The sequence below is a fragment of the Pseudomonas sp. DG56-2 genome (assembly GCF_004803755.1).
Lineage (GTDB): Bacteria > Pseudomonadota > Gammaproteobacteria > Pseudomonadales > Pseudomonadaceae > Aquipseudomonas > Aquipseudomonas auratipiscis.
The window spans coordinates 2,362,064-2,387,326 of record NZ_CP032311.1 but is presented as its reverse complement, the minus strand read 5'-3'; the positions used below and the strand labels follow the sequence as shown (position 1 = coordinate 2,387,326).

Annotated in this window: 22 protein-coding genes and 1 pseudogene; 15 read left to right on the top strand and 8 right to left on the bottom strand. The window is 58.7% G+C overall.

Annotated elements, in window-relative coordinates; genetic code table 11:
* Nucleotides 1-74: 74 nt before the first annotated feature.
* Both D3Z90_RS10855 and D3Z90_RS10850 read right to left on the bottom strand, forming a co-directional pair.
* Entirely contained in the window at nt 75-917 is an 843-nt protein-coding gene (locus D3Z90_RS10855; RefSeq protein ID WP_136475737.1) for a FecR family protein, read from the bottom strand.
* Nucleotides 914-1,423: an RNA polymerase sigma factor gene (locus tag D3Z90_RS10850; protein WP_178084183.1), complete on the bottom strand. Its 510-nt coding sequence runs from the start codon at nt 1,421-1,423 to the stop codon at nt 914-916. The genes D3Z90_RS10855 and D3Z90_RS10850 overlap by 4 nt, the downstream gene beginning before the upstream one ends.
* Nucleotides 1,424-1,590: 167 nt before the next feature.
* On the opposite strand from D3Z90_RS10850, the gene D3Z90_RS10845 reads away from it, so the two are divergent.
* The 8 genes from D3Z90_RS10845 to D3Z90_RS10810 all read left to right on the top strand — a co-directional run bounded on the left by D3Z90_RS10845 (nt 1,591) and on the right by D3Z90_RS10810 (nt 12,360).
* Nucleotides 1,591-1,872, top strand: a complete 282-nt coding sequence (locus D3Z90_RS10845; RefSeq protein ID WP_178084182.1) for a hypothetical protein — start codon at nt 1,591-1,593, stop codon at nt 1,870-1,872.
* Between the two features lie 173 nt (nt 1,873-2,045).
* Nucleotides 2,046-3,287 carry a multidrug efflux RND transporter periplasmic adaptor subunit MexE gene (mexE, locus tag D3Z90_RS10840; RefSeq protein ID WP_136475735.1) on the top strand — a complete coding sequence of 414 codons (1,242 nt, stop codon included), beginning with the start codon at nt 2,046-2,048 and terminating at the stop codon, nt 3,285-3,287.
* 12 nt (nt 3,288-3,299) lie between these two features.
* Nucleotides 3,300-6,479, top strand: coding sequence for an efflux RND transporter permease subunit (locus D3Z90_RS10835; protein WP_136475734.1), 3,180 nt, complete (start codon nt 3,300-3,302; stop codon nt 6,477-6,479).
* The gene (locus tag D3Z90_RS10830; RefSeq protein WP_136475733.1) at nt 6,476-7,900 is read left to right on the top strand and encodes an efflux transporter outer membrane subunit; all 1,425 of its coding nucleotides are present in this window, start codon (nt 6,476-6,478) and stop codon (nt 7,898-7,900) included. The genes D3Z90_RS10835 and D3Z90_RS10830 overlap by 4 nt, the downstream gene beginning before the upstream one ends.
* A gap of 296 nt (nt 7,901-8,196) precedes the next feature.
* Nucleotides 8,197-9,252, top strand: a complete 1,056-nt coding sequence (locus D3Z90_RS10825) for a HEAT repeat domain-containing protein (protein WP_136475732.1) — start codon at nt 8,197-8,199, stop codon at nt 9,250-9,252.
* A gap of 188 nt (nt 9,253-9,440) precedes the next feature.
* Nucleotides 9,441-10,196, top strand: coding sequence for an endonuclease/exonuclease/phosphatase family protein (locus D3Z90_RS10820; protein WP_371922316.1), 756 nt, complete (start codon nt 9,441-9,443; stop codon nt 10,194-10,196).
* Nucleotides 10,193-11,404: a cardiolipin synthase ClsB gene (gene clsB, locus D3Z90_RS10815; RefSeq protein WP_136475731.1), complete on the top strand. Its 1,212-nt coding sequence runs from the start codon at nt 10,193-10,195 to the stop codon at nt 11,402-11,404. Before D3Z90_RS10820 ends, clsB begins: the two co-directional genes overlap by 4 nt.
* Nucleotides 11,401-12,360, top strand: a complete 960-nt coding sequence (locus tag D3Z90_RS10810; RefSeq protein WP_136475730.1) for a lysylphosphatidylglycerol synthase domain-containing protein — start codon at nt 11,401-11,403, stop codon at nt 12,358-12,360. Before clsB ends, D3Z90_RS10810 begins: the two co-directional genes overlap by 4 nt.
* A gap of 28 nt (nt 12,361-12,388) precedes the next feature.
* Here D3Z90_RS10810 and D3Z90_RS10805 read toward each other — a convergent pair whose 3' ends face one another.
* Nucleotides 12,389-12,847: a nucleoside deaminase gene (locus D3Z90_RS10805; RefSeq protein WP_136475729.1), complete on the bottom strand. Its 459-nt coding sequence runs from the start codon at nt 12,845-12,847 to the stop codon at nt 12,389-12,391.
* A 148-nt stretch (nt 12,848-12,995) separates the two neighbouring features.
* Between D3Z90_RS10805 and D3Z90_RS10800 the strand changes: the two genes are divergently transcribed.
* The gene (locus D3Z90_RS10800) at nt 12,996-13,700 is read left to right on the top strand and encodes a type 1 glutamine amidotransferase domain-containing protein (RefSeq protein ID WP_136475728.1); all 705 of its coding nucleotides are present in this window, start codon (nt 12,996-12,998) and stop codon (nt 13,698-13,700) included.
* A gap of 109 nt (nt 13,701-13,809) precedes the next feature.
* Nucleotides 13,810-14,616 carry a CSS-motif domain-containing protein gene (locus D3Z90_RS10795; RefSeq protein ID WP_136475727.1) on the top strand — a complete coding sequence of 269 codons (807 nt, stop codon included), beginning with the start codon at nt 13,810-13,812 and terminating at the stop codon, nt 14,614-14,616.
* Between the two features lie 52 nt (nt 14,617-14,668).
* Here the strand turns inward: D3Z90_RS10795 and hppD are convergent, their stop codons facing one another.
* Nucleotides 14,669-15,745 (bottom strand): 4-hydroxyphenylpyruvate dioxygenase, encoded by a 1,077-nt coding sequence (hppD, locus tag D3Z90_RS10790; RefSeq protein ID WP_136475726.1) that lies wholly within the window; start codon nt 15,743-15,745, stop codon nt 14,669-14,671.
* 319 nt (nt 15,746-16,064) lie between these two features.
* Between hppD and D3Z90_RS10785 the strand changes: the two are divergent.
* Both D3Z90_RS10785 and rarD read left to right on the top strand, forming a co-directional pair.
* Nucleotides 16,065-17,641: pseudogene (locus D3Z90_RS10785) on the top strand (EAL domain-containing protein).
* A 36-nt stretch (nt 17,642-17,677) separates the two neighbouring features.
* Nucleotides 17,678-18,565 carry an EamA family transporter RarD gene (gene rarD / locus D3Z90_RS10780; protein WP_136475724.1) on the top strand — a complete coding sequence of 296 codons (888 nt, stop codon included), beginning with the start codon at nt 17,678-17,680 and terminating at the stop codon, nt 18,563-18,565.
* Here rarD and D3Z90_RS10775 read toward each other — a convergent pair.
* Nucleotides 18,528-20,099: a TerC family protein gene (locus D3Z90_RS10775; RefSeq protein WP_136475723.1), complete on the bottom strand. Its 1,572-nt coding sequence runs from the start codon at nt 20,097-20,099 to the stop codon at nt 18,528-18,530. The genes rarD and D3Z90_RS10775 overlap by 38 nt on opposite strands.
* Nucleotides 20,100-20,387: 288 nt before the next feature.
* Here D3Z90_RS10775 and D3Z90_RS10770 point away from each other — a divergent pair, with 288 nt between their 5' ends.
* Complete coding sequence (locus tag D3Z90_RS10770; RefSeq protein WP_136475722.1) at nt 20,388-20,975, top strand: LysE family translocator; 588 nt, start codon at nt 20,388-20,390, stop codon at nt 20,973-20,975.
* Here D3Z90_RS10770 and D3Z90_RS10765 read toward each other — a convergent pair.
* A complete protein-coding gene (locus D3Z90_RS10765) occupies nt 20,961-21,749 on the bottom strand; it encodes an AraC family transcriptional regulator (RefSeq protein WP_136475721.1) in 789 nt (262 codons plus the stop codon). The two genes, D3Z90_RS10770 and D3Z90_RS10765, sit on opposite strands and share 15 nt — an antisense overlap.
* Before the next feature lie 5 nt (nt 21,750-21,754).
* The gene (locus tag D3Z90_RS10760) at nt 21,755-22,297 is read right to left on the bottom strand and encodes a helix-turn-helix domain-containing protein (protein ID WP_136475720.1); all 543 of its coding nucleotides are present in this window, start codon (nt 22,295-22,297) and stop codon (nt 21,755-21,757) included.
* A 160-nt stretch (nt 22,298-22,457) separates the two neighbouring features.
* Here D3Z90_RS10760 and D3Z90_RS10755 point away from each other — a divergent pair, with 160 nt between their 5' ends.
* Together D3Z90_RS10755 and D3Z90_RS10750 are read left to right on the top strand one after the other, a co-directional pair.
* Nucleotides 22,458-23,240 (top strand): aldolase, encoded by a 783-nt coding sequence (locus tag D3Z90_RS10755; protein ID WP_136475719.1) that lies wholly within the window; start codon nt 22,458-22,460, stop codon nt 23,238-23,240.
* Nucleotides 23,241-23,277: 37 nt separating this feature from the next.
* Nucleotides 23,278-24,180, top strand: a complete 903-nt coding sequence (locus D3Z90_RS10750; protein WP_136475718.1) for a dihydrodipicolinate synthase family protein — start codon at nt 23,278-23,280, stop codon at nt 24,178-24,180.
* Here D3Z90_RS10750 and D3Z90_RS10745 read toward each other — a convergent pair.
* Nucleotides 24,157-25,170, bottom strand: a complete 1,014-nt coding sequence (locus D3Z90_RS10745; protein WP_136475717.1) for an AraC family transcriptional regulator — start codon at nt 25,168-25,170, stop codon at nt 24,157-24,159. The two genes, D3Z90_RS10750 and D3Z90_RS10745, sit on opposite strands and share 24 nt — an antisense overlap.
* Between the last annotated feature and the right edge of the window lie 93 nt (nt 25,171-25,263).

The following is a 25,263-nucleotide window of genomic DNA, read 5'->3' as shown; positions in this document are numbered from 1 at the left end:
ACCAGTAAGAGGTGCGTTTCATAGGGAATGGCGTTTGTCGTGCAGCGATATTGATGTGGTGCTGAAATTATTTTTCAGCGCTGCACCTCCAGCGTCACTGAACCGTCGGCTTCGCGATGCACGATGACCGGTGCGAGTTGCGCCAGGCTGTCGATCAACTGCTCGACGTTGCCTGCCGGGTATTGGCCGCTGAGCCGATGTTGCTGAGCACCCGCGCCTGTCAACCGAATCGGTGCTACACGATGGCGCTGCACCTGCGCCACAACCGCATCCAACGGCGTGGCGTCGAAATGAAACAGGTCTTGCCGCCAGGCTTGCAGTTGCGCCGGATTGCTTGTTTCGACAGCCCCCAACGCCTGGCGGCTAGCCCGCAACTGTTGCTGAGCGACCAGGTGCTGACGTGCCTGCCCATTGCTGACTTGCACCGCACCTTCCAGCACCGCTACTCGCACCCCGCGCGTATCACTGAGCACATCGAATACGGTACCAATATCGCGGACGATGACACCGTGGCTACGCACAATGAACGGCGCCTTCTGGTGCGCGACGCTAAACAGTCCTTCACCCTCGAGCAGCTCGAACTGACGACTGCGCAAGCGGTATTCGATCCGCAAAACGCTGCCAGCATCCAGTTCGACCACGCTACCATCTTCCAGCTGCAGCACTTCTCGGGCACTGCTGGCAACTTTCACTTCCCGGTAACCCAGGCTTGGGTCTGCCAACCAGGTCCATCCGACCAGCGCCATTATCAACGCTGTGCCTGCAGCCTTGCGCCGACGGTTAGCCTGGCGCGCGCTCTGTGCCTTGGCTTCGGCCAACAGCGCCTCGCGGCTGGGCACAAGGGCACGCAGCGCTTCGGCATAGGGTTCCAGGGGATCGGACGGGTTCTGCGCGCGTCGTTGATGCATAGGGGTCATAGCTGCGGTCGCCAGCGTTGCTCAAGAGTGCGCATGGCCTTCATGAAGTGCTGGGCAACCATATTCAATGAGATTTCCAGCTCACGGGCGATGTCTAACTGTGCCATACCGTGGATACGATGCAACAGAAACACCTGGCGTTGACGTGCAGGCATCGACTCAACCACGGCCAGCAATGCCCGTAGCCGTTGTTCAAATTCCAGAGCCATGGCGCCGTCGACGTTATCGCAATGCTGCTCGGCCAGGCCTATCTGGCTCTGCACATAAAGCGTGCGGGTGCTTTCGGCGCGCCGCCGGTCGATGGCTCGGTTGACCGTGGCCCGGCGCAAAAACGCGATGGGCAGTTTTATCCCAGTGAGGGGCGGCTTCTCCAGAATCTGCAAGCAGACATCGTGAACAACGTCACGGGCGAAGTGCTGATTGGCAAAACGACGGCGAATATGTTCGACCAGATCGTCATAGTGCAGGGCCAAGGCCCGCAGCAGATCGTTTTCGGTCGAAGCCATGACAGCGCCCATTTGATAGTGAGTCTCATTTATATCACGGTGTTTTCCCTGTCAGCAATCCACTCCACTCTTTCCAGGCCCGAATGCAGGCCTCCCCTGTTGGTTGTTAAGCAACTACACTGGAGCAAGCCCGCAGGCGCCCCAGACGTAATTTGAGCGATACATCGATGTGCAGAAGCGCTTCAGTAACCCTGCTTTCCCTCCTCGCCTTGAGCCTGGCGCTGGCGTCTGGTTGCTCCAGTAAAACAGCCCAGCCACGCTACCTGGCCTCGAACGCAGGCTCGGCCTGTCACGCCAAAGCCCTGCCGACGGTGGGTGAAGGCGGCCTGGCCTGGGGGTCGACGCTGCAGATAGCGCGGCAAAAATCCTTGCACAACTGCATGCGCTACGCCGGGCGCTCCGGCGGTACGCCTAACACCTGCAAAGTCGTGCTGGCCGACTGCAAATAGCGCAATACCCCAGGCGCGAGGCACGCGCCAGAGCCTTTGTTGAGGTGTCGCAATGCCTCGGGCTTACCCGTACCTATCATTCCCAGTGATAGTTATCTTCGTCCCGTTCGATTCGTTGTTAATAGTTACAAATCGCAGAATCCGCCCATTCTTAATAAATTGGCGGACACACCATGGAACAGTCACTCAAACCTTTGCGTTACCCCTTGGCTCTACTTGCAGTATTGGTGATGAGTGCCTGCGGCCGTACCCCGGAAGCCGTTCAGGCACCGGCTGCGGCCAAGGTCAGCGTGGCCAAGGTATTGGAACAACCCATTAATGAGTGGGACGAGTTCACCGGACGCCTGGAAGCGCCCGAAACAGTAGAAGTGCGCCCGCGCGTCTCCGGCCAGATTGATCAGGTAGCGTTTACCGAAGGGGCCCAGGTCAAGAAAGGCGACTTGCTGTTCCAGATCGACCCACGGCCGTTCCAGGCCGAAGTCCGTCGCCTTGAAGCGCAGTTGCAGCAAGCCCGTGCCACCGCCGCTCGCAGTGACAACGAAGCGCGCCGTGGTGAGCGCCTGCGCAGCAGCAATGCAATTTCGGCAGAGCTGGCTGAATCACGCACCAGCGCCGCCGCCGAAGCCCGTGCTGGGGTTGCAGCCATCCAGGCGCAACTGGACCTGGCCCGCCTGAACCTGAGTTTTACCCGCGTGACCGCGCCAATCAGCGGCCAGGTCAGTCGCGCGCAGTTCACCGCGGGCAACATCGTCAGCGCCGATGTGACACCACTGACTAGCGTGGTTTCCACCGACAAGGTCTATGCCTACTTCGATGCCGACGAGCGCGTGTACCTCAAGTACACCCAGTTGGCCCGAGACGGTCAGCGCGGCCAGAGCACGCCGGTGTACCTGGGCCTTTCCAACGAGCAAGGCAACCCGCACCTGGGGCAGATGAACTTCGTCGACAACCAGGTTAACCCCAAGACTGGCACCATTCGCGGTCGTGCCGTGTTCGACAACGCCGATGGGCAATTCACCCCAGGCTTGTATGCACGTCTGAAACTGGTCGGCAGCGCGACCTACTCGGCGGTGTTGATCAATGACGAAGCCGTAGGCACCGACCTTGGCAAAAAATTCGTACTGGTCATGGACAAGGACAACAAGGCCGCCTATCGCGCCGTTGAATTGGGGCCCAAGCTCGAAGGCCTGCGCATCGTGCGCAGTGGCTTGAGCAAGGAAGACCGCATTGTGGTCAAGGGCCTGCAACGCGTGCGTCCTGGCTCAGAGGTCAATCCTCAGGACACACCGATGGCCAGCGAGGCGACCATGGCCGCCCTCGCCCAGCAACGCCAGGCTCTTCAAGCTAGCATCCCAGGCAAGTCTGCCGCCTCTGCAACTGTGAAAATCGTCAGTGCCTCGGCACCGCGCGGTTAAGGAATCGGTCCGATGAATTTTTCCAAGTTTTTCATTACCCGTCCGATTTTCGCCGCGGTGCTGTCGCTATTGATCCTGATTGCCGGCAGCATCTCGCTGTTCCAACTGCCGATCAGCGAATACCCCGAAGTGGTTCCACCGACCGTGGTGGTGCGCGCCAATTTCCCCGGTGCCAACCCGAAAGTAATCGGTGACACCGTTGCTGCGCCCTTGGAGCAGGCGATCACCGGGGTAGAGAACATGTTGTATATGTCCTCGCAGTCCACCGCCGATGGCAAGCTGACCCTGACCATTACGTTCGCCCTGGGCACCGATCTGGACAATGCCCAGGTTCAGGTCCAGAACCGTGTTACCCGCACCCAGCCCAAGCTGCCCGAGGAAGTGACCCGCATCGGCATTACCGTCGACAAGGCATCGCCCGACCTGACCATGGTTGTGCACCTGACCTCGCCGGACAACCGCTACGACATGCTTTACCTGTCCAACTACGCCATCCTTAATATCAAGGACGAACTGGCGCGCCTGGGCGGTGTCGGTGACGTGCAACTGTTCGGTATGGGCGACTACTCCCTGCGGGTGTGGCTGGACCCGAACAAGACCGCCTCACGCAACCTGACTGCCAGCGACGTGGTTGCTGCGATTCGCGAGCAGAACCGTCAGGTGGCCGCTGGCCAACTCGGCGCGCCGCCTGCGCCTGGCAGCACCAGCTTCCAGCTCTCGGTCAACACTCAGGGCCGCTTGGTCAACGAAGAAGAGTTCGAGAACATCATCATCCGCTCGGGTGCCGATGGTGAAATCACCCGTCTCAAGGACATCGCGCGCGTCGAGCTGGGCTCAAGCCAGTATGCACTGCGTTCATTGCTCAACAACCAACCGGCGGTAGCCATCCCGATCTTCCAGCGCCCGGGCTCCAACGCTATCGATATCTCCGATGAAGTGCGGTCGAAAATGGCCGAACTGAAGAAAGACTTCCCTGAGGGCATGGACTACAGCATCGTCTACGACCCTACTGTGTTCGTACGCGGCTCTATCGAAGCGGTGGTGCATACACTGTTCGAAGCCCTGGTGCTGGTCGTGCTGGTGGTGATTCTGTTCCTGCAAACCTGGCGCGCCTCGATCATTCCGCTGGTGGCAGTCCCGGTATCGTTGATCGGTACCTTTGCAGTCATGCATCTGTTCGGCTTCTCGCTCAACGCCCTGTCGCTGTTCGGTCTGGTGCTGGCAATCGGCATCGTGGTCGATGACGCCATCGTTGTGGTGGAAAACGTCGAGCGTAATATCGGCCTGGGCCTCAAACCCCTGGAGGCCACGCAAAAGGCCATGGGAGAAGTGACCGGGCCAATTATCGCCACGGCACTGGTACTGTGCGCGGTGTTCGTTCCTGCTGCGTTTATCTCGGGCCTTACCGGTCAGTTCTACAAGCAATTTGCACTGACCATTGCTATTTCTACCGTCATCTCGGCGTTCAACTCCCTGACCCTGTCGCCTGCATTGGCGGCGGTATTGCTCAAAGAACATCACGCGCCCAAGGACCGCTTTTCGCGGATGCTCGAGCGTTTGCTGGGCGGTTGGCTGTTCAACCCGTTCAACCGTTTCTTCGACCGTGCCAGCCACAGCTATGTCGGTGCAGTCGGCCGGGTTATCCGCAGCAGCGGCATTGCCCTGTTCGTCTACGGCGGCCTGATTGTCATGACTTGGCTGGGCTTCTCCTCTACGCCGACCGGCTTTGTACCGGCGCAGGACAAACAGTACCTGGTGGCCTTCGCGCAACTACCGGACGCGGCCAGCCTCGATCGTACCGAAGCTGTGATCAAGAAGATGAGCGAGATCGCCCTCAAGCAACCTGGCGTTGCCGACTCGGTGGCGTTCCCGGGCCTGTCGATCAACGGTTTTACCAACAGCCCGAACAGCGGCATCGTCTTCACTCCGCTCAAGCCATTTGATGAACGCAAGGATCCTAGCCAGTCGGCCGCCGCCATTGCTGCTTCGCTGAACGCGCAATTTGCCGATATCGAAGATGCCTATATCGCGATTTTCCCACCGCCACCGGTACAGGGGTTGGGCACCATTGGCGGTTTCCGCCTGCAAGTTGAAGACCGTGGCAACCTTGGATACGAAGCACTGTACAAGGAAGTACAGAATGTTATCGCCAAGAGCCACAACGTGCCGGAGTTGGCGGGACTGTTCACCAGCTACCAGGTCAACGTGCCCCAGGTCGACGCTGCCATCGACCGTGAAAAGGCCAAGACCCACGGTGTAGCCATCAGCGATATTTTCGATACGCTGCAGATCTACCTGGGTTCGCTGTATGCCAACGACTTCAACCGCTTTGGCCGCACCTATCAGGTCAACGTTCAGGCTGAGCAACAGTTCCGTCTGGAAGCCGAGCAGATCGGCCAATTGAAGGTACGTAACAACCAGGGTGAAATGATCCCGCTGGCGACCTTTATCAAGGTCAGCGATACCTCCGGGCCAGACCGCGTCATGCACTACAACGGCTTCATTACCGCCGAAATCAACGGTGGTGCAGCCCCTGGCTACAGCTCCGGTCAAGCGGAAAAGGCCATCGAAAAGCTGCTCAAGGAAGAATTGCCCAATGGCATGACCTACGAATGGACCGAGCTGACCTACCAGCAGATACTTTCTGGTAACACCGCGCTGTTCGTCTTCCCGCTCTGCGTATTGCTGGCCTTCCTGGTACTGGCGGCCCAATACGAAAGCTGGAGCCTGCCACTGGCGGTGATTCTGATTGTGCCAATGACCCTGCTGTCGGCGATTACCGGAGTGATTCTTTCCGGTGGCGACAACAACATCTTTACCCAGATCGGCTTGATTGTACTGGTGGGGCTTGCATGCAAGAACGCCATCCTGATTGTCGAGTTTGCCAAGGACAAACAGGCTGAAGGTCTCGATCCGTTGGCCGCTGTACTGGAAGCCTGCCGCCTGCGTCTGCGGCCGATTCTGATGACCTCGATCGCCTTCATCATGGGTGTAGTACCGCTGGTGTTCTCCTCCGGTGCCGGTGCGGAGATGCGCCATGCCATGGGTGTAGCGGTGTTCTCCGGAATGATCGGGGTGACCTTCTTCGGGCTGCTACTGACGCCAGTGTTCTTTGTTCTGATCCGCCGTTACGTTGAACGCAGCCAGGCTCGCAAAGCCGCCCATGCGCTGAAGCTGGAGAGCCATGCATGAACACCTTGAAACTATGGATGCCCAGCTTGCTGGTGCTGGCCCTGGCCGCCTGTGCGGTCGGCCCTGACTACAAGGCACCAGCCACTGCAACAGCGCAACTGAGCGCCGCCAATGAAGCCAATGCCAAAAGCGCATTCGACCCCAGCCGTTTTGAAAGCGTCTGGTGGAAGCAATTCGACGATCCGGTGCTCAACCAGTTGGTCAGTCAGTCGCTGCAAGGCAACCGTGAATTGCGTATAGCATTCGCTCGCCTCAAGGCCGCACGGGCAATTCGTGACGATGTCAGCAACGACGCCCTGCCAACGGTGACCAGTCGCGCCAGCAGCGACCTGGGCAAAGGGCAGATTCCAGGGCAGAGCGAGGACCGAGTCAACAGCGAACGCTACGACCTCGGCCTGGACATGGCCTGGGAACTGGATCTGTTTGGCCGTATCCAGCGCCAACTCGAAGCCAGTGAGGCGCAGCAGGACGCCGCGAAAGCCGATCTGCAACAGCTGCAAGTGAGCCTGATTGCCGAGCTGGTCGATGCCTACGGCCAACTGCGTGGTGCGCAGTTGCGCGAGAAAATCGCCCTGGCCAACCTCAAGACCCAGCAAGACTCGCGTGGCATTACTGAAACACTGCGCGATGCCGGGGTTGGCAACGACCTGGATGTGGTCCGTGCCGATGCGCGCCTGGCAGAGGTCGAGGCCAGCGTTCCGCAGTTGCAAGCGGAGCAAGTACGCGCACGCAACCGCATTGCCACCTTGCTCGGGCAACGCCCCGATGCACTGGCTATCGACTTGTCGCCAGCCCAACTGCCAGCGATTGCCAAGGCCTTGCCGGTCGGCGACCCAGGTGAACTGCTCAAGCGTCGTCCGGATATCCGCAGTGCCGAACGGCAGTTGGCTGCAGCGACGGCGAACATTGGTGTGGCCACCGCCGACCTGTTCCCACGGGTCAGCCTCAGCGGTTTTCTCGGCTTTACTGCAGCACGCGGCTCGCAATTGGGGTCTTCGGCAGCACAAGCCTGGGCCCTGGGCCCGAGTATCACTTGGGCGGCGTTCGACCTGGGCAGCGTGCGCGCACGTCTGCGCGGCGCGAATGCCGAGGCTGAAGGTGCACTGGCCAATTATGAGCAGCAGGTCCTGCTGGCACTGGAAGAGTCGGAAAACGCCTTCAGTGACTACAGCAAGCGCCAACAACGCCTGCTCGCCCTGCTGCGCCAGAGCGAAGCCAGCCGCAAGGCTGCTGACCTCGCCTCGATTCGTTACCGCGAAGGCACCGTGGACTATCTGGTCCTGCTCGATGCCGAACGTGAACGCCTGAGCGCTGAAGACGCCCAGGCCCAGGGTGAAGTCGACCTGTACCGGGGCATCGTTGCCATCTACAAAGCCCTGGGTGGCGGCTGGCAGACCGAGAACGTCGCTGCGATCAACTGATTCAACCTCTCCTTTGGTTGGTTTCTGACCGGCCTTTTGCCCCGCTTGCTGCCGCTCGCGGGGCTTTTTTATGGTTCTTCACGCAATCCCGGAGGGTTGTAATCTCCGGGATTGCGTGAAGAACCTTTTTTATGGGCGCCATGAACAGTACATGAAGCTGGGATTGCGACCGATCGCAAGCAAGGCCGCCGCCTACGGAGTTATGCAAGGCCTGCTGACGGTGGTCTGCGATTTGACGTCAGCCGCTCACTCACCCAAGCTGACGCCTTTGCCAGTCGCGTGTTGCGGATTCACCCATGTCGAAGCAGCGTCAATACACCTTTATCAGCCTGACCCTGATTATCATCCTCGGTCTTGGCGGGTACCTTTGGCGCGATAACAGCCCGGCGCCAGCGCCGGCTCTAAAGCATTCCTATGCCAAATCCCTGGCCATGGCCCACAACGGCCAGCCGGGTGCAGCGCGGGTGCTATACCAACAGTTGGCACGCACCGATCTTTCCGCCATTCGCCGCGCAGGCTTGTACCAGGAACTGCCCAATTATCCTTCGCCGTTGGCACTGAAACTGGCCACTCGCGACCTGCAGCACGACGATCCGCTGGTACGCCGCGCCGCTATTGCGAGTATCGGCGAAATGTTGCCCGACGCTCAGCGCAGCCTGGTATTAGGCCCTTTGCTCGACGATGAAGAGCAACGAGTGCGCTTTGCCGTCGTCGATGCGCTGTTGGGCCTTGGTCCGGATGACATAGGTCTGTACTTCGGCCCCTTGCAGCACGCGCTCGAGCAGTACCAACAAGTGCTTGCGCAACAGACTGACGACCCGGCCGCTCAGTTGCACTTGGCCAGGCTCTATCTACACGAGAACAGCTTCAAGGAAGCCGCAGCAGCCTTGGAGCAAACGCTGAAACTTGACCCGGAAAACCTTGAGGCCTTGGCCGTGCAGGTGCAGTTGCTGGAACGCCAGGGTCGAACCGATGCCTCGCGCCAGGTCCTGGCAACGGCGCTGCAACAGCGACCCGACTCGGCCTTCCTGCAACATGAATTGGGCAAATGGCTACTGCGCCACGGTCAGGACGAATATGCTTTGCTGGCCTTTGCCCGAGCCCTGGAGCTTGATCCGGACAATAACGCCTACCGCTATACACTGGCCACCAGCCTGCACCAGCTGGAGCAAGTGGAACCGGCGCAGAAACAGCTCGAAGCGTTGCTGTCTCGGGACCCTGCCAATCGCAAAGCCAGGGTGCTGCTGATCGAGTACTGGAAAGAGACCGGGCAAATGCAGAATGTACAGGTGCTGCTGGCCCAGCTTGAACAGCTCAACCCCGACGACCCTCTGGTGCAACAAGGTTTGTAGCCGACACCTGACCATTGGGCATTACAGTTGAACCCCCTCCTGCGCACCGTGGTCCAGTGATAGTGCACTGGCAGTGACCGCCCCCGGCGCAAACTGCGTGCTTCTATCAATGGAGACTCCACGTGGTCGATTCGTCGCACGCTCGACAAGGCAATGGTACAGAGCACCTGGAACGCACGGCAGATCACCTGGCCAAGGCACCTGCAGTGGATCATGTGCGGATTTTAACCGTCAACGCGCACAAGGGTTTCAGCCCGCTCAATCGTCATTATGTACTGCCCGAACTGCGCGAAGCAGTGCGCAGCGAAGATGCTGACCTGGTGTTTCTCCAAGAGGTTCTCGGTAGCCATCGCCATCACGGCCGACGCCACCCGAATTGGTCAGAGGTGCCGCAATACGAGTTTCTCGCCGACTCACTCTGGCCGGTGTTCGCGTATGGCCGCAATGCGGTGTACCCCGATGGCGAGCACGGCAACGCTCTGCTCTCTAAGTACCCCATTGTTCGCCATGAAAATCTCGATATCAGCATCAAAGGCAGCGAACAGCGGGGCTTGCTGCATTCGATCCTGGCCTTGCCAGAGGCTATAGAGCTGCACGCCATCTGTGTGCACCTGGGTCTGGATGAACGCCAACGTCGCCAACAGATACAACTGCTGTGCCGGCTGCTCGAAAGCCTGCCAAGCAACGCCCCGGTCATCGTTGCGGGCGATTTCAACGACTGGCGTTGCCGCGCGGATGCGCAACTGGCCGGATGTGGGCTGCACGAGGTGTTCACCGAGGCCCACGGCAAACCGGCGCGCAGCTTTCCCGCACGCTGGCCATTGCTGTGCCTTGATCGTATCTACTTGCGCAACGCCCGGGCCCATCGACCTAAAGTCATGTCGCGCAAGCCCTGGACACATTTGTCCGATCACTTGCCCCTGGCTGTGGAGGTGCGTTGGTGAACGGCCAATGGCGCAAAGACAATCAGGTTCAACTATTGATCAATGGTGAGGCGTATTTCCCCAGCGTCTTTGCCGCCATCGAGCAGGCGCGCGAGGAGATCCTGCTGGAAACCTTCATCATTTTCGAAGACAAGGTGGGTCGGCAGTTGCAACAACTGTTGATCGACGCTGCTCAACGCGGGGTGCGGGTAAAAATGCTGGTCGACGGCTACGGCACCGCAGACCTGAGTTACGACTACCTCAAAGCGTTGAGCGATGCCGGCGTGCATTTGCAGGCTTTCGATCCCCGACCCAAGCGCCTGGGGATGCGTACCAATCTCTTTCGCCGATTACACCGCAAGATCCTGGTGATCGATGGCGAAGTCGGCTTTGTCGGCGGCATCAATTACAGCGCCGATCACCTCGACGACTTTGGCCCCATGGCCAAACAGGACTATGCCGTACAGGTGCGCGGGCCGATCGTTTCCGATCTGCGTAATTCGACTCTCACCCTCCTCGACGAATCCGCCAGGCTGCACCCACGCAGCCGCCGTTGGTGGCAACGTGCACTGCCGCTAGCGGCCGACAGCGATCAGGCCAGCATGATCCTGTGCATTCGAGACAACCAGGATCACCCCAATGACATTGAACGGCACTACCTCAAGGCGCTGGAGTGCGCCAAAGAGCGAATCATTATTGCCAACGCCTATTTTTTCCCCGGCTATCGGTTACTGCGCACCCTGCGCAACGCCGCGCGCCGTGGCGTAAAAGTGACCTTGATACTGCAGGGTATGCCGGACATGCCGCTGGTACGCCTGTGTTCGCGCTTGCTCTACAACTATCTGTTACGTGACGGTGTGCAGATCTTCGAATATTGCGAGCGCCCCCTGCACGGCAAGGTGGCCTTGGTTGACCGCCACTGGTCGACCGTGGGCTCAAGCAATCTGGATCCCTTGAGCCTGTCATTGAATCTGGAAGCCAATCTGGTGATCCACGACACCGCACTCAACGAGCGCTTGCACGAGCACCTGCAAGAGCTGAGCGACCAGCGCTGCAAGTCTGTGAACCTGCAACGCGTGCTGCGCGGCTACTGGTGGCGTGCGCCGCTGATATTTCTCAGCTTTCACTTCATTCGTCATTTCCCAGCCATTGTCGGCTGGCTTCCTGCCCATGTTCCGCGCCTGCAGCCGCTGCTGCGTGACCATCCGTCCACAGGCAAGACCATATGACCACATCCTCCAACCATTGGCGTCGAGCCCGGCAATTACTCACACTGGCTTTCTTCATCCTCGTGCCTGTACTGCTGTACACCTTGTTGAAGAACCTGGATTGGCAGGAGGTACGCCATGCACTTGCGTCATACCGCTGGCAGACTTTGGCCCTGGCCGGGCTGATCAGTGCCTGCAGCTTTGCCCTATTCAGCTGTTACGATCTGGTCGGGCGGCGCTATACCGGCCATGACCTCCCCGCACGCCAGGTCCTGCCATTGGCGTTTGTCTGCTATGCCTTCAACCTCAACCTGAGTGCATGGGTCGGTGCTATTGCCCTCCGGTATCGGCTTTACACGCGCCTGGGACTGTCCGTGGCGACCATCACCCGAATCCTCAGTCTGGGCTTGCTGACCAATTGGCTAGGTTACTTTTTTTTGGCAGGAACATTGTTCCTCTGTGGCTTCCCAGGGTTACCGGCGGGGTTCGAGATCGGCAGCACTGGCCTGCGCCTGATCGGTCTGCTGTTGCTGCTGGCGGCGCTGGCATACCTGGCGGCCTGTCGCTTTTCGCGCCGCCGGACCTTTCGTATTCGTGACCACCGAATCACCTTGCCAAGCTTGCCCATGGCAGCGCTGCAGTTGGTAATGGGCGCCAGCAACTGGGCGCTGATGGCGCTGGTCGTGTTCAGCCTGCTACCCGACAAGGTCGGTTACCCGACGATTCTGGCGGTGTTGATGATCAGCAGTATCGCAGGCGTCATCACCCATATTCCGGCAGGCCTGGGGGTACTGGAGACGGTATTCCTGACCCTGCTGCAGGCAACCTACGGCAAAGGTACGTTGCTCGCGGCCTTGATCGGCTACCGGGTGGTGTACTTTCTGCTGCCGTTGCTGGTTGCCGGCCTGGTCTATTTACTGCTTGAGCGCCTGGCCAGTCAACGAACCAGCGAGTCCAGATCAGGCAGCGCCGGCTAACGAACGCCAGCGCCGTTGTCGGGACGGATCAGCGGCCGATGTCTTCGTTCCAAAGGTCGGGCCGGGCGGCAATGAAGTCTTTCATCATGCTGATACAGGCCTGGTTGTGTTGTACTTGCAAGGTTACGCCACGAGAGGCCAGCAACGCCTCTTCGCCAAGGAATGTCTGGTTTTCACCGACAATCACGCGCTTGATCCCGTACAACAGGATCGCACCACTGCACATCGCGCAGGGCGACAAAGTGGTGTAGAGCGTCGATTGCGCATACACCTTTGCCGGTTGTCGGCCGGCGTTTTCCAGCGCGTCCATCTCGCCATGCAAAATAGCGCTACCCGATTGCACCCGCCGATTGTGCCCCCGTCCAATAACCTTGCCCTCGTGCACCAGCACTGAACCGATGGGAATACCTCCTTCATCCAGGCCCTTTCTGGCCTCATCAATGGCAGCCTGCATGAATTCATCCGGGTGGACCGATGGGGTGCTCATGAGTTTATTGACTCCAATGTCAAAATCAGTGGTTGTCGCAAGGCTAGCACACGTGCGCAATGGCATCCCGGCCAACCCCAACTATGCTGTAGGGGTTTTCCTTGGCGATCCGGACGGACCGGGTCGAACCTGTGAAGGGAGCCTGAAGATGAGCAAGAAAATCCTGGTGGTCCTGACTAACACAGCCAAATACCCGACACTCAAGCGGGCCACCGGGCTTTGGCTGGGTGAGGCGGTTCACTTTGTAGAAAAGGTCGAAAAAGCCGGTTTCAAGGTCGATTACATCAGTCCTACCGGCGGCTATGTACCGATCGACCCGCACAGTTTGGCAATGGCTGCGGACATCGATTGGCAGTGGTACAACGACAAAGCCTTCATGAACCGCCTGGGCACTACCTTGAGCCCCGGCCAGGTCAAAGCCCAGGACTATGCCGCGATCTACTACGCTGGCGGCCACGGTGTGATCTGGGACTTCCCGGACAATACCGGACTGCAGGAACTGGCACGCCACATTTTTGAAGCAGGCGGCGTGGTTTCCTCGGTCTGCCATGGTGCCGTAGGCCTGCTCAATATAAAACTGAGCGACAACACACTTCTGGTCAAGGATCGTGAAGTGACCGGCTTTTCCAATGTGGAGGAACAACTGGCGGAGCTGGACAAAGTGGTGCCCTACCTCACCGAGAACGAATTGGGCGCCCGCGGTGGTCTCTACCGCAAGAGCGAGGATCCCTGGAAAGCATTTGCCATCGCCGACCAGAAAGAAGGCCGTTTGATCACCGGGCAAAACCCCGCTTCCGGCAGCGCGGTAGCAGATTTGGTCGTGAAGGCGCTGGCAGGACACAAGCGCGCTTGACTCAAGTCTCAAGCTGAATAGGACTACAGATGCCAACAATGCAACCCTACAGGCGCGTCTGGGGCATTTCTCTATGCTAGGCTTCGGTTCAGCATAGAGGCAACCCACCATGGTTCCATACTCAAACGCAGGGCGTAGCCTGATCGAGTTTCTGGTCACCCTTCTGATCGGATTGGCGCCAGTCGCTTGCGGCCTGCTAGTACTAGCCTTGCAAGTCGACCGTAAGCAGGAAGAAACCATTGCCGTCACGGCAAACGAAGCGATTTACGCCATCGATAGAGTGATCGAAACCCTGCATGAATCCAGTACTCAAGCATTGAAGTTCACCGGTAACCCGTGCGACGACATTTTGCCCGAGCTACGCAAAGAAGTGATCAAACAACCCAATGTCCGTTCGATGGCTCTGGAAAAGGACCATCGGGTTTTTTGCAGTACCCTGTATGGCTCCACCGACTACATGATTGACGAGGGCAGCGATGTCAACGAGCGTCTTCGTGTGGCCGCTGGCAACCGGGCAACCCCAAATTCGGCCATCCTGCGCTACCGCAAGCAGACCAGCCCTTATGCAGTGGTTGCGGTGGCCGACTTGCGAGTCCTGCAGGCGGAGTTGCTCGGATTCCAGAACGCAGTGGTCCTGAGTCTGCAGTTCGGTACCCAGTACATTTGGGCGACAGGCCACGGGGACGCCAGCCGCGTACCCAACCAAGCGCAGAACAGCTTGAAGCTCACCTCAGAACAATTTGGCTATACCGTGCACGCCGGTTACCCCGAAGGTCAGACCTGGCGGGCGATGCGCCAGGCAATGAATTCAACTTTCCCTTCACTGTTGCTGGTAGGCATCATGACCTCTGCGGCTGGGTACTGGGGCCTATACAGAAGAGCAAAAGGTCGTCAGACACAAAAGCATGCCCGTTAACGCAAAAAGGCCATTGAACACCTGCTCAATGGCCTTTTTTACTTGCAGCGGATTACTCGGCGTTCAGCACGCCACGACGCACCTGGTCGCGCTCGATGGACTCGAACAATGCCTTGAAGTTGCCTTCACCGAAGCCGTCATCGCCCTTGCGCTGGATGAACTCGAAAAACACCGGGCCCATCAAGGTTTCGGAGAAAATCTGCAACAGCAGACGTTTGTCGTCAGGTTGTGAAGAACCATCGAGCAGAATTCCCCGCGCCTGCAATTGGTCCACCGGCTCGCCGTGACCTGGCAAACGCCCTTCGAGCATTTCGTAGTAGGTTTGCGGCGGAGCAGTCATGAAGCGCATGCCCAGCTTTTTCAGCGCATCCCAGCTCTGCAGCAGATCGTCGGTCAGGAAGGCCACATGCTGAATGCCCTCGCCATTGAACTGCATCAGGAACTCCTCGATCTGACCGGCCCCCTTGGACGATTCCTCGTTCAAGGGAATGCGGATCATGCCATCTGGCGCGGTCATGGCCTTGGAGGTCAGACCGGTGTACTCGCCCTTGATGTCGAAGTAACGAATTTCACGGAAATTGAACAGCTTCTCGTAGAACGCCGCCCAATAGGCCATGCGGCCGCGATAAACGTTGTGGGTCAGGTGGTCGATGATCTTCAGGCCAGCGCCTACCGGATGGCGGTCGACACCTTCGATGAAGTTGAAGTCGATGTCATAAATCGAGCTGCCTTCTTCAAATCGGTCGATCAGGTACAGCGGCGCGCCACCGATACCCTTGATTGCAGGCAAACGAAGCTCCATCGGACCGGTTTCGATTTCCACCGGCTGAGCCCCCAGCTCCAGGGCGCGGGCGTAGGCTTCGTGGGCATTGCGGACACGGAACGCCATACCGCAAACGGAAGGACCGTGCTCGGCAGCGAAGTAGGACGCGATGCTTTTCGGTTCGTTGTTCAGGATAAGATTGATGTCGCCCTGACGGTACAGGTGTACATCCTTGGAGCGGTGGCTTGCCACCTTGGTGAAACCCATGATCTGGAAAATCGGCTCCAGCACACCCGGTGCCGGCGATGCGAACTCAATGAACTCGAAGCCCATCAGGCCCATCGGGTTTTCAAAAATGTCGGCCATGCTCATTACCTCATCATCAAAGCGCTAAAAACGGTGATTGCTTGCTATCGATGTGGAGCGATGATGGCGGCGCGCAGGAGACACCCCTCACACTGCGTGCGAGGTAGTCACCATAAATCAGCTTGAACCCATGACACTTCATATGGACCCATTCTCGGCGGGCTGATTCCTCGATGATGAGAAATCTTATTATTGTATGCGTAAGGAGATTCTACAGTGCGTAATCAAATTTGTCGCACTTTAACTTAAACATCCAGGCACACGAAGCGCCGACGGACGGCTATCCTCTGCACAGCTCCATCTTTTAAGGTTAGTCGCCATGCCCTTTTCGGTAAAACATCACCCCCTACGCTTCTGGCGCCATGTGCTGCCATGGCTGGTGGGGTTGATGCCTGTCCTCTGCGGCCTATTAATCATGCAGTGGCAATCCGAGCGGGAACTGCACAACCATAGCCAAGCCACGGCGCAACGAGTCGGCAATCAGATAGAGCGCATTCTCGATAATCTAGCCAAGGCCGCTAACGACCTGCTGCCATTGGCGGGGCAACCTTGCGTCAATGAGAAGCTCGCCCTGCGCGACCAGGTAACCCGGCGCGCCTTTGTTCGCTCCACCAACCTTGAATACCGCGGTGAACTGTACTGCAGTTCACTGTTCGGCCCTCACAGTGAACGGGTCGACCCCAGCGACTACGTAGCCGGCAAACTCTGGCTGATGGACGGAAACTCGGTAACCCCTGGACACCCCCTACTGGTGTACCGCATGACTGAAGGCGAGCGGGCAGCTGTTGTTACCGTCGATGGTGATCATCTGATCGGGGCGCTTTATCTGCTTGGCAATGACAACTACCTCATTCTGCAAGTCGGCCAACACTGGCTGGACCGCGCTGGAAAGGTTCAGTCCGGCGTCGTTCCACAGCCAGAGGTCGCAGCCACCGAGTTTGTCTCAACGCGCTACCCCTTCTCTATTCATAGCGGATTCAGCGAGGGCAAGGTTGCTCGACAGATGCGCAGCGAGTACCTGGCCATGTTCCTGCTGCTGGTAATACTCGGCGCCATAGCCGGTGCAACCTGTTACTGGCAACTGCGCCGGGCCAGTTCGCCTCGTGCCGAATTGCAACGCGCCATTGAAGCCAATGAGTTCGTGCCTTTCTTTCAGCCGGTGGTGCGCAGCGGCGACTACCGCTGGGCCGGTGTCGAGGTACTGATGCGCTGGCAGCACCCTCATGAAGGCCTGGTGCGTCCGGACCTGTTCATTCCCTATGCAGAACACAGCGGGCAGATCGTGCCCATGACTCGTCAACTGTTCCAGCGCACGGCCCAACTGCTGGCGCCGCATGCTGAACTCATGGAGGACGGCTTTCACATTGGTATCAACATCACCGCCGACCATTGCCAGGACATGGCGCTGCTGGACGATTGCCGTCAGTTCCTTGCGGCGTTTCCCAACGATCGGGTGCGCCTGACCCTGGAACTGACAGAACGCAAGCTGGTTGCCCCAAGCGACGTCACCCATGCCTTGTTCGCCGGGCTTCACGACCTGGGAGTAATGATCGCGGTGGATGACTTTGGCACCGGTCAATCCAGCCTGGCCTATTTGCGTCAGTTCCAGGTTGACTACCTGAAGATCGACCAGAGCTTTGTGGCCATGATCGGCGGCGATGCGCTGTCGCTGCATATCCTCGACAGTATCATTGAGCTCTCGAGCAAACTGGGCCTGGGGATTGTTGCTGAGGGCGTTGAGACCGAAGCGCAACGTGACTACCTGGCCCGGCACAACGTCGACTTCCAGCAAGGCTACCTGTTTGCCCGACCCATGTCGGCCGAGGCGTTCATCCAGGCCTTGCAGGCACAAGACCTGGGGTCAGTCACGGACAACCGGACGCTGACGCTGGATAGTTAAGCGCCTTTCTTTTTCCTACTTCAGAGGCCCTCGTGTTCAAAGGCATCGTTTCATCAGTCATGGCGTCTTGTTTGTTCGCCGTGATGTATTTCTACACATCCCTGCTGACGCCGCTTGACGGTGAAGAAGTCTTTGGCTGGCGCACATTGCTGACCCTTCCCTGCCTGACCCTGTTCCTGCTGTTGAGCAAAGACTGGCAACTGGTGACCGGGCTGCTCAAGCGCATGCGGGAAAAACCGCTGCTGTTACTGGGGCAAATAGGTACGTCAGCGTTGGTGGGGGTGCAGCTGTGGCTGTTTCTCTGGGCACCGCTGCACGGGCGTAGCCTGGAAGTGTCGCTGGGGTATTTCCTCTTGCCGCTGACCATGGTCCTGACCGGTCGAGTGGTCTACGGCGAGCGCCTGTCGCGCCTGCAAAAACTGGCCGTGGCATGCGCTGCAACCGGGGTGGGTCACGAACTGTACCAGCATGGTAGTTTCGCTTGGGAAACCCTGTTGGTCGCCATCGGCTACCCGTTGTATTTCGTCTTGCGGCGCAAATGCCGTACCGACCATCTGGGTGGCCTCTGGGCGGACATGTTTCTACTACTGCCAGCGGCACTGTACTTCGTCGTCCAAGGCCCGCTGAGTGCCCGGGACCTGATCGAGCACCCTGGATTGTATTGGCTGATTCCGCTCTTGGGAGTGATCAGTGCGATGGCGCTGATCTGCTACGTACTGGCAAGCCGAATGCTGGCGTTCAGCTTGTTCGGCTTGCTCAGTTATGTCGAGCCGGTGTTGCTGGTCGCTGTGGCGTTGCTACTGGGCGAGACCATCGGTCCCGACCAGTGGCTGACTTACCTGCCGATCTGGCTGGCGGTGCTGGTGCTGATCCTTGAAGGCATCAAGCACTTGCTGCGCCAGCAGCGTCGTTCGGCGTGAGGCGCACCTCGCGAACCCGGCGTTCCTCAACCGCAACAACGGTCATCTGCCAGCCGTTCCACTCCAGGCGGTCGCCTACCACAGGCAAACGGTCCAACAGACTCATCACCAAGCCCGCAAGGGTCTGGTAGTCCTCGGTGGGTTTGGCAACGAAACCGGTGCGCGCCTGGATCTGACTGAGGTTCAAGGCGCCACTGACGACAAAGCCCTGCCCGTCCTCGACAATTCCAGGTCCCTCCACCTCGCTGGCATCGGGCAACTCACCGGCGATCGACTCAAGGATATCGGTCATGGTCAGGATGCCGGTGAAGTCACCGAATTCATTGACCACGAACGCAATATGGGTCGACTTGCTGCGCATCTGCTCCAAGGCGTTGAGAATGCTGAAGCTTTCCAGCAGGTTCAACGGAGCACGCACCAGGCTCTCCAGATCGGGCTCGTTACCGGCCAGCAGTTCCTTGAGCAGTTCCTTCTTGTGCACAAAGCCCAGCGGTTCATCTATGCGGCCGTCGCGAATCAGCGGCAGGCGCGAGTAGGACGAATGCATCAGCGCTTTGCGAATCTCCTCGGCCGATTGCGCCAGATCAACCGTATCGACCTCGGCCCGCACGGTCATCACGGTCTTGATCGGACGCTCGGCAAGGTTCAGTACACCGCTGATCATGACCCGCTCGCGACGATCGAACAGCACGTGCTCTTCACCGTCGCCGACCAGATCGGCGATATCCTCACCCACTTCGTCCGCCTCGACGCGCCGCCCGCCCAACAAGCGCAGCACAGCATGGGCTGTGCGCTCACGCAGCGGCTGGTGTCGCTGCAGGCTGCGCTTGCGACCAGCACGAGCCAACTGGTTGAACACCTCCACCGCAATCGAGAAACCGATCGCCGCGTACAAGTAGCCCTTAGGAATGTGGAAGCCCAGGCCTTCAGCGGTAAGGCTGAAGCCGATCATCATCAGAAAGCCCAAACACAGCATGATCACGGTCGGGTGACTGTTGACAAAGCGCGTCAACGGCTTGCTGGCGACGATCATGATACCAATGGAGAAGATCACCGCGATCATCATGATCGACAAGTGTTCAACCATGCCCACGGCAGTGATCACAGCGTCCAGCGAGAACACCGCGTCCAGCACCACAATCTGCGCCACGATCGGCCAGAAAGCAGAGTGACGTGTACTGCCATTGCTCTGCGCCACATGACCTTCGAGACGCTCATGCAACTCCATGGTGGCCTTGAACAACAGGAACACACCACCGAAGAGCATGATCAGGTCACGGCCCGAGAAGCTCTTGTCGAACACCTCGAACAGCGGCGCGGTCAGGGTTACCATCCAGGAAATACTGGCCAGCAGGCCCAGGCGCATGATCAACGCCAGCGACAGGCCAATGACCCGCGCACGGTCGCGCTGATGCGGTGGCAGCTTGTCGGCAAGGATGGCAATGAACACCAGGTTGTCGATACCCAGTACCAGTTCCAGCACAATCAGCGTGGCAAGGCCCAGCCAGGCCGTGGGGTCGGCTAGCCATTCCATGGGTAGGTACTCATCGAGGTGAACAGGGAAGAAACGTCACAAGGACGGAAGGATGGCCGAGATGGCCAGGTACTGGGGGGCTCCGAAAACGAAGTCATAACAACCTGATATCAATTGGGGAGGAGATCCTACAATTCCAGCAGGGTTTTCTCACAGTGCAAAACTATTTCAAATTCTGTAAAACTTTCCCGCGCGCATCATCGATGCCTCCACGAGGGTAGTTTTCTTCAATATCCGCGACGACCAAGCCTGCACACTGCGTCGACCTTATTTGCGGAAGACACACTAATGAGCCTGATGCTATCCATGGCCGCTTTTGCGCTGGCCTCCTCCATCTCCCCTGGCCCGGTCAACATTGTCGCCCTAGGCAGTGGCGCCCGCCATGGTTTACGCGCCAGTCTGCGACATGTCACCGGGGCCACCCTGGGGTTCAGCCTGCTGCTGTTGCTGATTGGCCTGGGCCTGCATCAGTTGCTGCGCCACTGGCCAGCGTTGACCCAGGTGCTGCATGCAGGCGGCGTAGTGTTTTTGCTGTACATGGCCTGGAAACTGGCCAGCGACCGTGGCGAGTTGGCCGACAGTGACGCAGCTGCGGCACCTTCGATGCTCGCCGGCGCCACCTTGCAATGGCTCAATCCCAAGGCCTGGCTGGCCTGTGTAGCGGGTGTCGGGGCGTTTGTCGGCGAAGGCGAAACCGGCCTGCTCTGGCAGTTCACCGGGATCTACTTTGCAATTTGCTACGCATCCATTGCCAGTTGGGCCTGGGCTGGAAGTGTAATCAGCCAGTACCTGGGCAATCCAGGCAGGGTACGCGTGTTCAACCGCGTGCTGGCAGCGCTGTTGCTGGCCAGTGCCGTGTATCTACTGGTGGGCTGATCGGTAGTGACCGGGCGTTGCCGCCAGGTGGCGCTTGAAGGCCCGTTGCAGGTGTGCCTGATCGGCAAAGCCGGCTTCCAGGGCTACTTCAGCAATGACGGCGCCGCAGCGTAACCGTGCCCGGGCATACTGGACCCGCTGATCGAGCAGGTAACCGTGTGGCGTCAAGCCAAAGTGTTGCTTGAACGCCCGAATCAAGTACGAGCTGGACAGGCCGACGGCATCACCGATGTCCTGCAGTCGAAGCGGCTCAGTGCAATGTTCGCGAACGAAGGCTGCAGCCGCCAGCAAGCGCTTGTTGACCTGATGATCAGCACGATGCCCGCAAGGCAACCGCTCGATCAACTCACTGAAGAAAATACGCAAGGCCGCAAGCTTGCTGGTGCTGCTTACTTGTTCGTCTTCCAACAGCGCGTGAAGTTCGCAGAGGTTCTGGAACAGCCGTGGCGAGTCACTGCTAGACACTTCCAACGGCTGGAAGCCCAATGCCTGCAACCATGGCAGGTCCACGTACAGCATGAGGTAGGACCATGGCTCACCATCAATCGGGTTGCACGCGTGTACTGCTCCGGGGTTCATCAGTACAACGGTGCCTTCAGCTACCTGCTGACGGCCGTCACCGTTCACATAGGTGCTGCGGCCACGGGTGATCGCGCCGATGGAAAAGCTCTGGTGGGAATGCGGCGCATAGCAGACTTTGCGCCCATCATCGACGCTGCGCGCTTCGATGAATGGCAGCGCCGGGTCACGCCAGAATCGCGAATGACTGCCCATCGGTATCAACCTTCAGCGTCATGCACAACCACCAGCAACTGTGCCTGTACCTCGCCTAGCGAGCGCAGCCGATGCGGTGTCTGGGCATTGAAATAAAGCGCGTCACCACGTTCGAGGATGACCCGCTCGCTCATGAAATCCACTTCAACCTGGCCTTCGTGAACAAACAGGAATTCTTCCCCAAGGTGCTCCTTGAAGGTGGAATCGCTGAAATCAGACGGCGGGCTGATGATGAAAGGCAGCAAACTGCGGCTACCAATATGGTTGGCCAGCACTGCGTAACCTGGCCCCTGGGCACTTCCTGACAGCGCTTGACGCTCGCCGCTACGAACCAGGCTGAAACGCGCCTGCCCAGGCGAATCTTCGGCAAACAATTCTTCGACATTGACACTCAGCGCCCGCGCCAACTTCAAGGCTGCGGCAATGGAGGGCGTATTCAGGCCACGCTCAACCTTGGACAAATAGCTCTTGGTCATGCCGGACTTTTCGGCCAACACCTCCAAGGTAATTCCCAATTTTTTTCTCAACAATTTCAATCGGATAGACATGCGCTGCAATTTTCCCAATGCCACGGGCAAGCTTTTACTTGCTAATGACACATTGTGTCATTTATCCTTTTTTGTGTCATGCACTTAACCGCCCCTTCACCTTCCAAGTAGCCGGGGCGGGCCAGCCTGACATTTTCTCTACACCATCGAGGATATCCCTATGGCCAAGACTTTGGCACTGCCCAAGGACCAGCTGATAAAGCAGGCCCTTACACAGATGCAAGGCTCGCTTGCCGATAATACGTGGACTGCACGGGAAAAGCTGGCCCTGACGTGTCGAATTCTCTTCGACAACGGTCATGACTCGGGCCTGGCCGGGCAAATCAGCACCCGCGGACCACAGCCTGGCACGTTCTACACCCAGCAACTGGGACTCGGCTTCGACGAGATCACCGCCAGCAACTTGCTGCTGGTCAATGAAGACCTGGAAGTACTCGAAGGCCACGGGATGCCTAACCCGGCCAACCGCTTTCACAGCTGGGTGTACCGCGCGCGCCCCGATGTGAACTGCATCATTCACACCCACCCCACTCATGTGGCTGCCTTATCGATGCTCGAGGTGCCGCTGCAGGTTTCGCACATGGATCTGTGCCCGCTCTACGAAGACTGCGCTTTTCTTCAGGCCTGGCCCGGGGTGCCGGTGGGTAACGAGGAAGGTGAAATCATCAGCGCCGCACTGGGTGACAAGCGCGCCATTGTGCTTTCGCACCACGGTCAATTATCGACCGGGGCAAGTATCGAGGAAGCTTGTGTCATCGCCCAGTTGATCGAGCGTGCGGCCAAGCTGCAATTGCTGGCGATGGCCGCTGGTGAAGTCAAACCCATCGAGCCAGCCCTGGGCCGTGAAGCCCATGACTGGATCTCACGCCCGAAACGCCACAGCGCAGCCTTTAACTATTATGCGCGGCAGTGCCTGCGGGCACATGCCGACTGCCTGAGCTGATTGCTTGTCCTTTTGCCTTTCTTGCGGAGCACTGTTCATGACTACTCAATTCCACGGCATTATCGGCTACACCATTACGCCTTTCACCAGCGACGGTCAGCACCTTGACCTCGCGGCCCTGGGGCTGTCCATCGATCGCTTGATCGCAGGTGGCGTGCATGCCATCGCGCCCCTGGGCAGCACCGGTGAAGGCGCCTACCTGAGCGATCAGGAATGGGACCAGGCCACCGAATTCAGCCTTGCGCACATTGCCGGCAGAGTGCCGACCATTGTCAGCGTCTCCGACCTCACCACCGCTGGCGCCATCCGCCGTGCGCGCTTCGCCCAGGCTCATGGCGCCGATGCGGTCATGGTCTTGCCAACGGCCTACTGGAAACTCAGCGAGGCGGAGATCTTCGCGCACTATCAGGCCATCGGTGCCAGCATCAACATTCCAATCATGCTCTACAACAACCCTGCCACCAGCGGTACCGACATGTCGGTTGAGCTGATCTTGCGCATCGTGCGGGAGGTCGAGAATGTAACCATGGTCAAGGAGAGTACCGGCGACATTCAGCGTATGCACAAGCTGCAATTGCTCGGTGAAGGTAAAGTGCCGTTCTACAACGGTTGCAACCCTATGGCCCTGGAAGCATTCATTGCCGGTGCCAGCGGCTGGTGTACAGCGGCGGCCAACCTGATTCCCGAACTCAACCAGTCGCTGTACAAAGCGGTGGTGGCCAACGACCTGGAAACCGCCAAAACGGTGTTCTACCGTCAATTGCCGCTGCTGGACTTCATCCTCAAGGCCGGCCTGCCTGCCACCGTCAAAGCCGGGTTGGCCATCGACGGTTTGCCAGTAGGCGAACCTCGTCGTCCGGTGTTCGCCCTTAACCAGGCCGGTAAGGATCACCTGCGCCAGCTTATGGCCAACCTGCTAACCCCTGACCGCCATGCGTAAGCGATAGCTCCCGGGACTTTCACCGGTCCACTTCTTGAACGCACGATGAAACGCACTGGGCTCCTGGAACCCGGTGCGTACGGCTATTTCGGCAATGCTCATATCGGTTTCACGCAAGCACTCAAAGGCCATTGCCCGACGTACTTCATCCTTTATCTGCTGGAACGAACGCCCCTCGCGTTCCAACTGCCGGCGGAAGCTGCTGGCACTCAGCCCCTGGCGTTTGGCCATGGCCACCAGGGTGGGCCACTGCCCCTGATCGCGCTCGCGCAAGTAACGGTAGACCTGAGCCACCTGACCATTCTGGTTGCGATAGCGAATTACCAGCCATTGTGGCGCACTGCGTAAAAACGTCTTGAGCCCGGCCAGGTCCTGAATGACCGGCAAACGCAGGTAGTCAGCGGCAAACTCGATTTCACTTACCCCTGCCCCCAATTGCAGATTGGGGCCCCAAAGCAACAGATCGTCGTCCTGGGACGGCCTTTTATCCGTCAGCGCAGTGCGGTCGATGACCAGGCGTTGTCCGCCCAACCAGCACATCAAGCTGATTACCAGGGCGAAGAAGGTTTCCTCGGCATACACCCGAGTCGATGGGTCTTCGATGCGTGACTGTAGGCTTATTACCGCCCGCCCGCCCTTGATCGACAGGCTCGCGCTCACATCGCGCAAAAACAGACCGAAGTACACCAGGCACTGACGCAGGGCCTTTTCCAGGTTGGGCTCCTGGATCAGGCCGCGACAGATCAGGGCGAAACTGCCCATCGGCATGCCATGGCTATCGAGGCTGAAGAACTCATCGTCCAGGGCCTGGATCAGAATCAGCCAGAGCCGGGTGAAAGCCGTGGCCGAAACGCGCGCACCGGCGACCTCGAGCACGCCCGGATCGATGCCGGCCTCGCGCAGCAAAGCTGACGCGCGCTGCGGTTGGTCGCGCAGGGCGTGCAACATGCTATGGACGAAGTAAACCGCGACTGTATCGTTTTCCCGCATGGCGGATTCCGCAAGGTATGGCAAAAAATACCAGTTTCAGTGAACAGTTATGGCATAGGCCCGGTGAAAGGCTTTGCCTAGACTCAATGGCAA

What these genes read in the sequence shown, in the direction of transcription:
- D3Z90_RS10855 (WP_136475737.1), bottom strand. Translation starts at nt 917, where the DNA reads ATGACCCCTATGCATCAACGACGCGCGCAGAACCCGTCCGATCCCCTG.
- D3Z90_RS10850 (WP_178084183.1), bottom strand. Translation starts at nt 1,423, where the DNA reads ATGGCTTCGACCGAAAACGATCTGCTGCGGGCCTTGGCCCTGCACTAT.
- D3Z90_RS10845 (WP_178084182.1), top strand. Translation starts at nt 1,591, where the DNA reads ATGTGCAGAAGCGCTTCAGTAACCCTGCTTTCCCTCCTCGCCTTGAGC.
- mexE (WP_136475735.1), top strand. Translation starts at nt 2,046, where the DNA reads ATGGAACAGTCACTCAAACCTTTGCGTTACCCCTTGGCTCTACTTGCA.
- D3Z90_RS10835 (WP_136475734.1), top strand. Translation starts at nt 3,300, where the DNA reads ATGAATTTTTCCAAGTTTTTCATTACCCGTCCGATTTTCGCCGCGGTG.
- D3Z90_RS10830 (WP_136475733.1), top strand. Translation starts at nt 6,476, where the DNA reads ATGAACACCTTGAAACTATGGATGCCCAGCTTGCTGGTGCTGGCCCTG.
- D3Z90_RS10825 (WP_136475732.1), top strand. Translation starts at nt 8,197, where the DNA reads ATGTCGAAGCAGCGTCAATACACCTTTATCAGCCTGACCCTGATTATC.
- D3Z90_RS10810 (WP_136475730.1), top strand. Translation starts at nt 11,401, where the DNA reads ATGACCACATCCTCCAACCATTGGCGTCGAGCCCGGCAATTACTCACA.
- D3Z90_RS10805 (WP_136475729.1), bottom strand. Translation starts at nt 12,847, where the DNA reads ATGAGCACCCCATCGGTCCACCCGGATGAATTCATGCAGGCTGCCATT.
- D3Z90_RS10800 (WP_136475728.1), top strand. Translation starts at nt 12,996, where the DNA reads ATGAGCAAGAAAATCCTGGTGGTCCTGACTAACACAGCCAAATACCCG.
- D3Z90_RS10795 (WP_136475727.1), top strand. Translation starts at nt 13,810, where the DNA reads ATGGTTCCATACTCAAACGCAGGGCGTAGCCTGATCGAGTTTCTGGTC.
- hppD (WP_136475726.1), bottom strand. Translation starts at nt 15,745, where the DNA reads ATGGCCGACATTTTTGAAAACCCGATGGGCCTGATGGGCTTCGAGTTC.
- D3Z90_RS10775 (WP_136475723.1), bottom strand. Translation starts at nt 20,099, where the DNA reads ATGGAATGGCTAGCCGACCCCACGGCCTGGCTGGGCCTTGCCACGCTG.
- D3Z90_RS10770 (WP_136475722.1), top strand. Translation starts at nt 20,388, where the DNA reads ATGAGCCTGATGCTATCCATGGCCGCTTTTGCGCTGGCCTCCTCCATC.
- D3Z90_RS10765 (WP_136475721.1), bottom strand. Translation starts at nt 21,749, where the DNA reads ATGGGCAGTCATTCGCGATTCTGGCGTGACCCGGCGCTGCCATTCATC.
- D3Z90_RS10760 (WP_136475720.1), bottom strand. Translation starts at nt 22,297, where the DNA reads ATGTCTATCCGATTGAAATTGTTGAGAAAAAAATTGGGAATTACCTTG.
- D3Z90_RS10755 (WP_136475719.1), top strand. Translation starts at nt 22,458, where the DNA reads ATGGCCAAGACTTTGGCACTGCCCAAGGACCAGCTGATAAAGCAGGCC.
- D3Z90_RS10750 (WP_136475718.1), top strand. Translation starts at nt 23,278, where the DNA reads ATGACTACTCAATTCCACGGCATTATCGGCTACACCATTACGCCTTTC.
- D3Z90_RS10745 (WP_136475717.1), bottom strand. Translation starts at nt 25,170, where the DNA reads ATGCGGGAAAACGATACAGTCGCGGTTTACTTCGTCCATAGCATGTTG.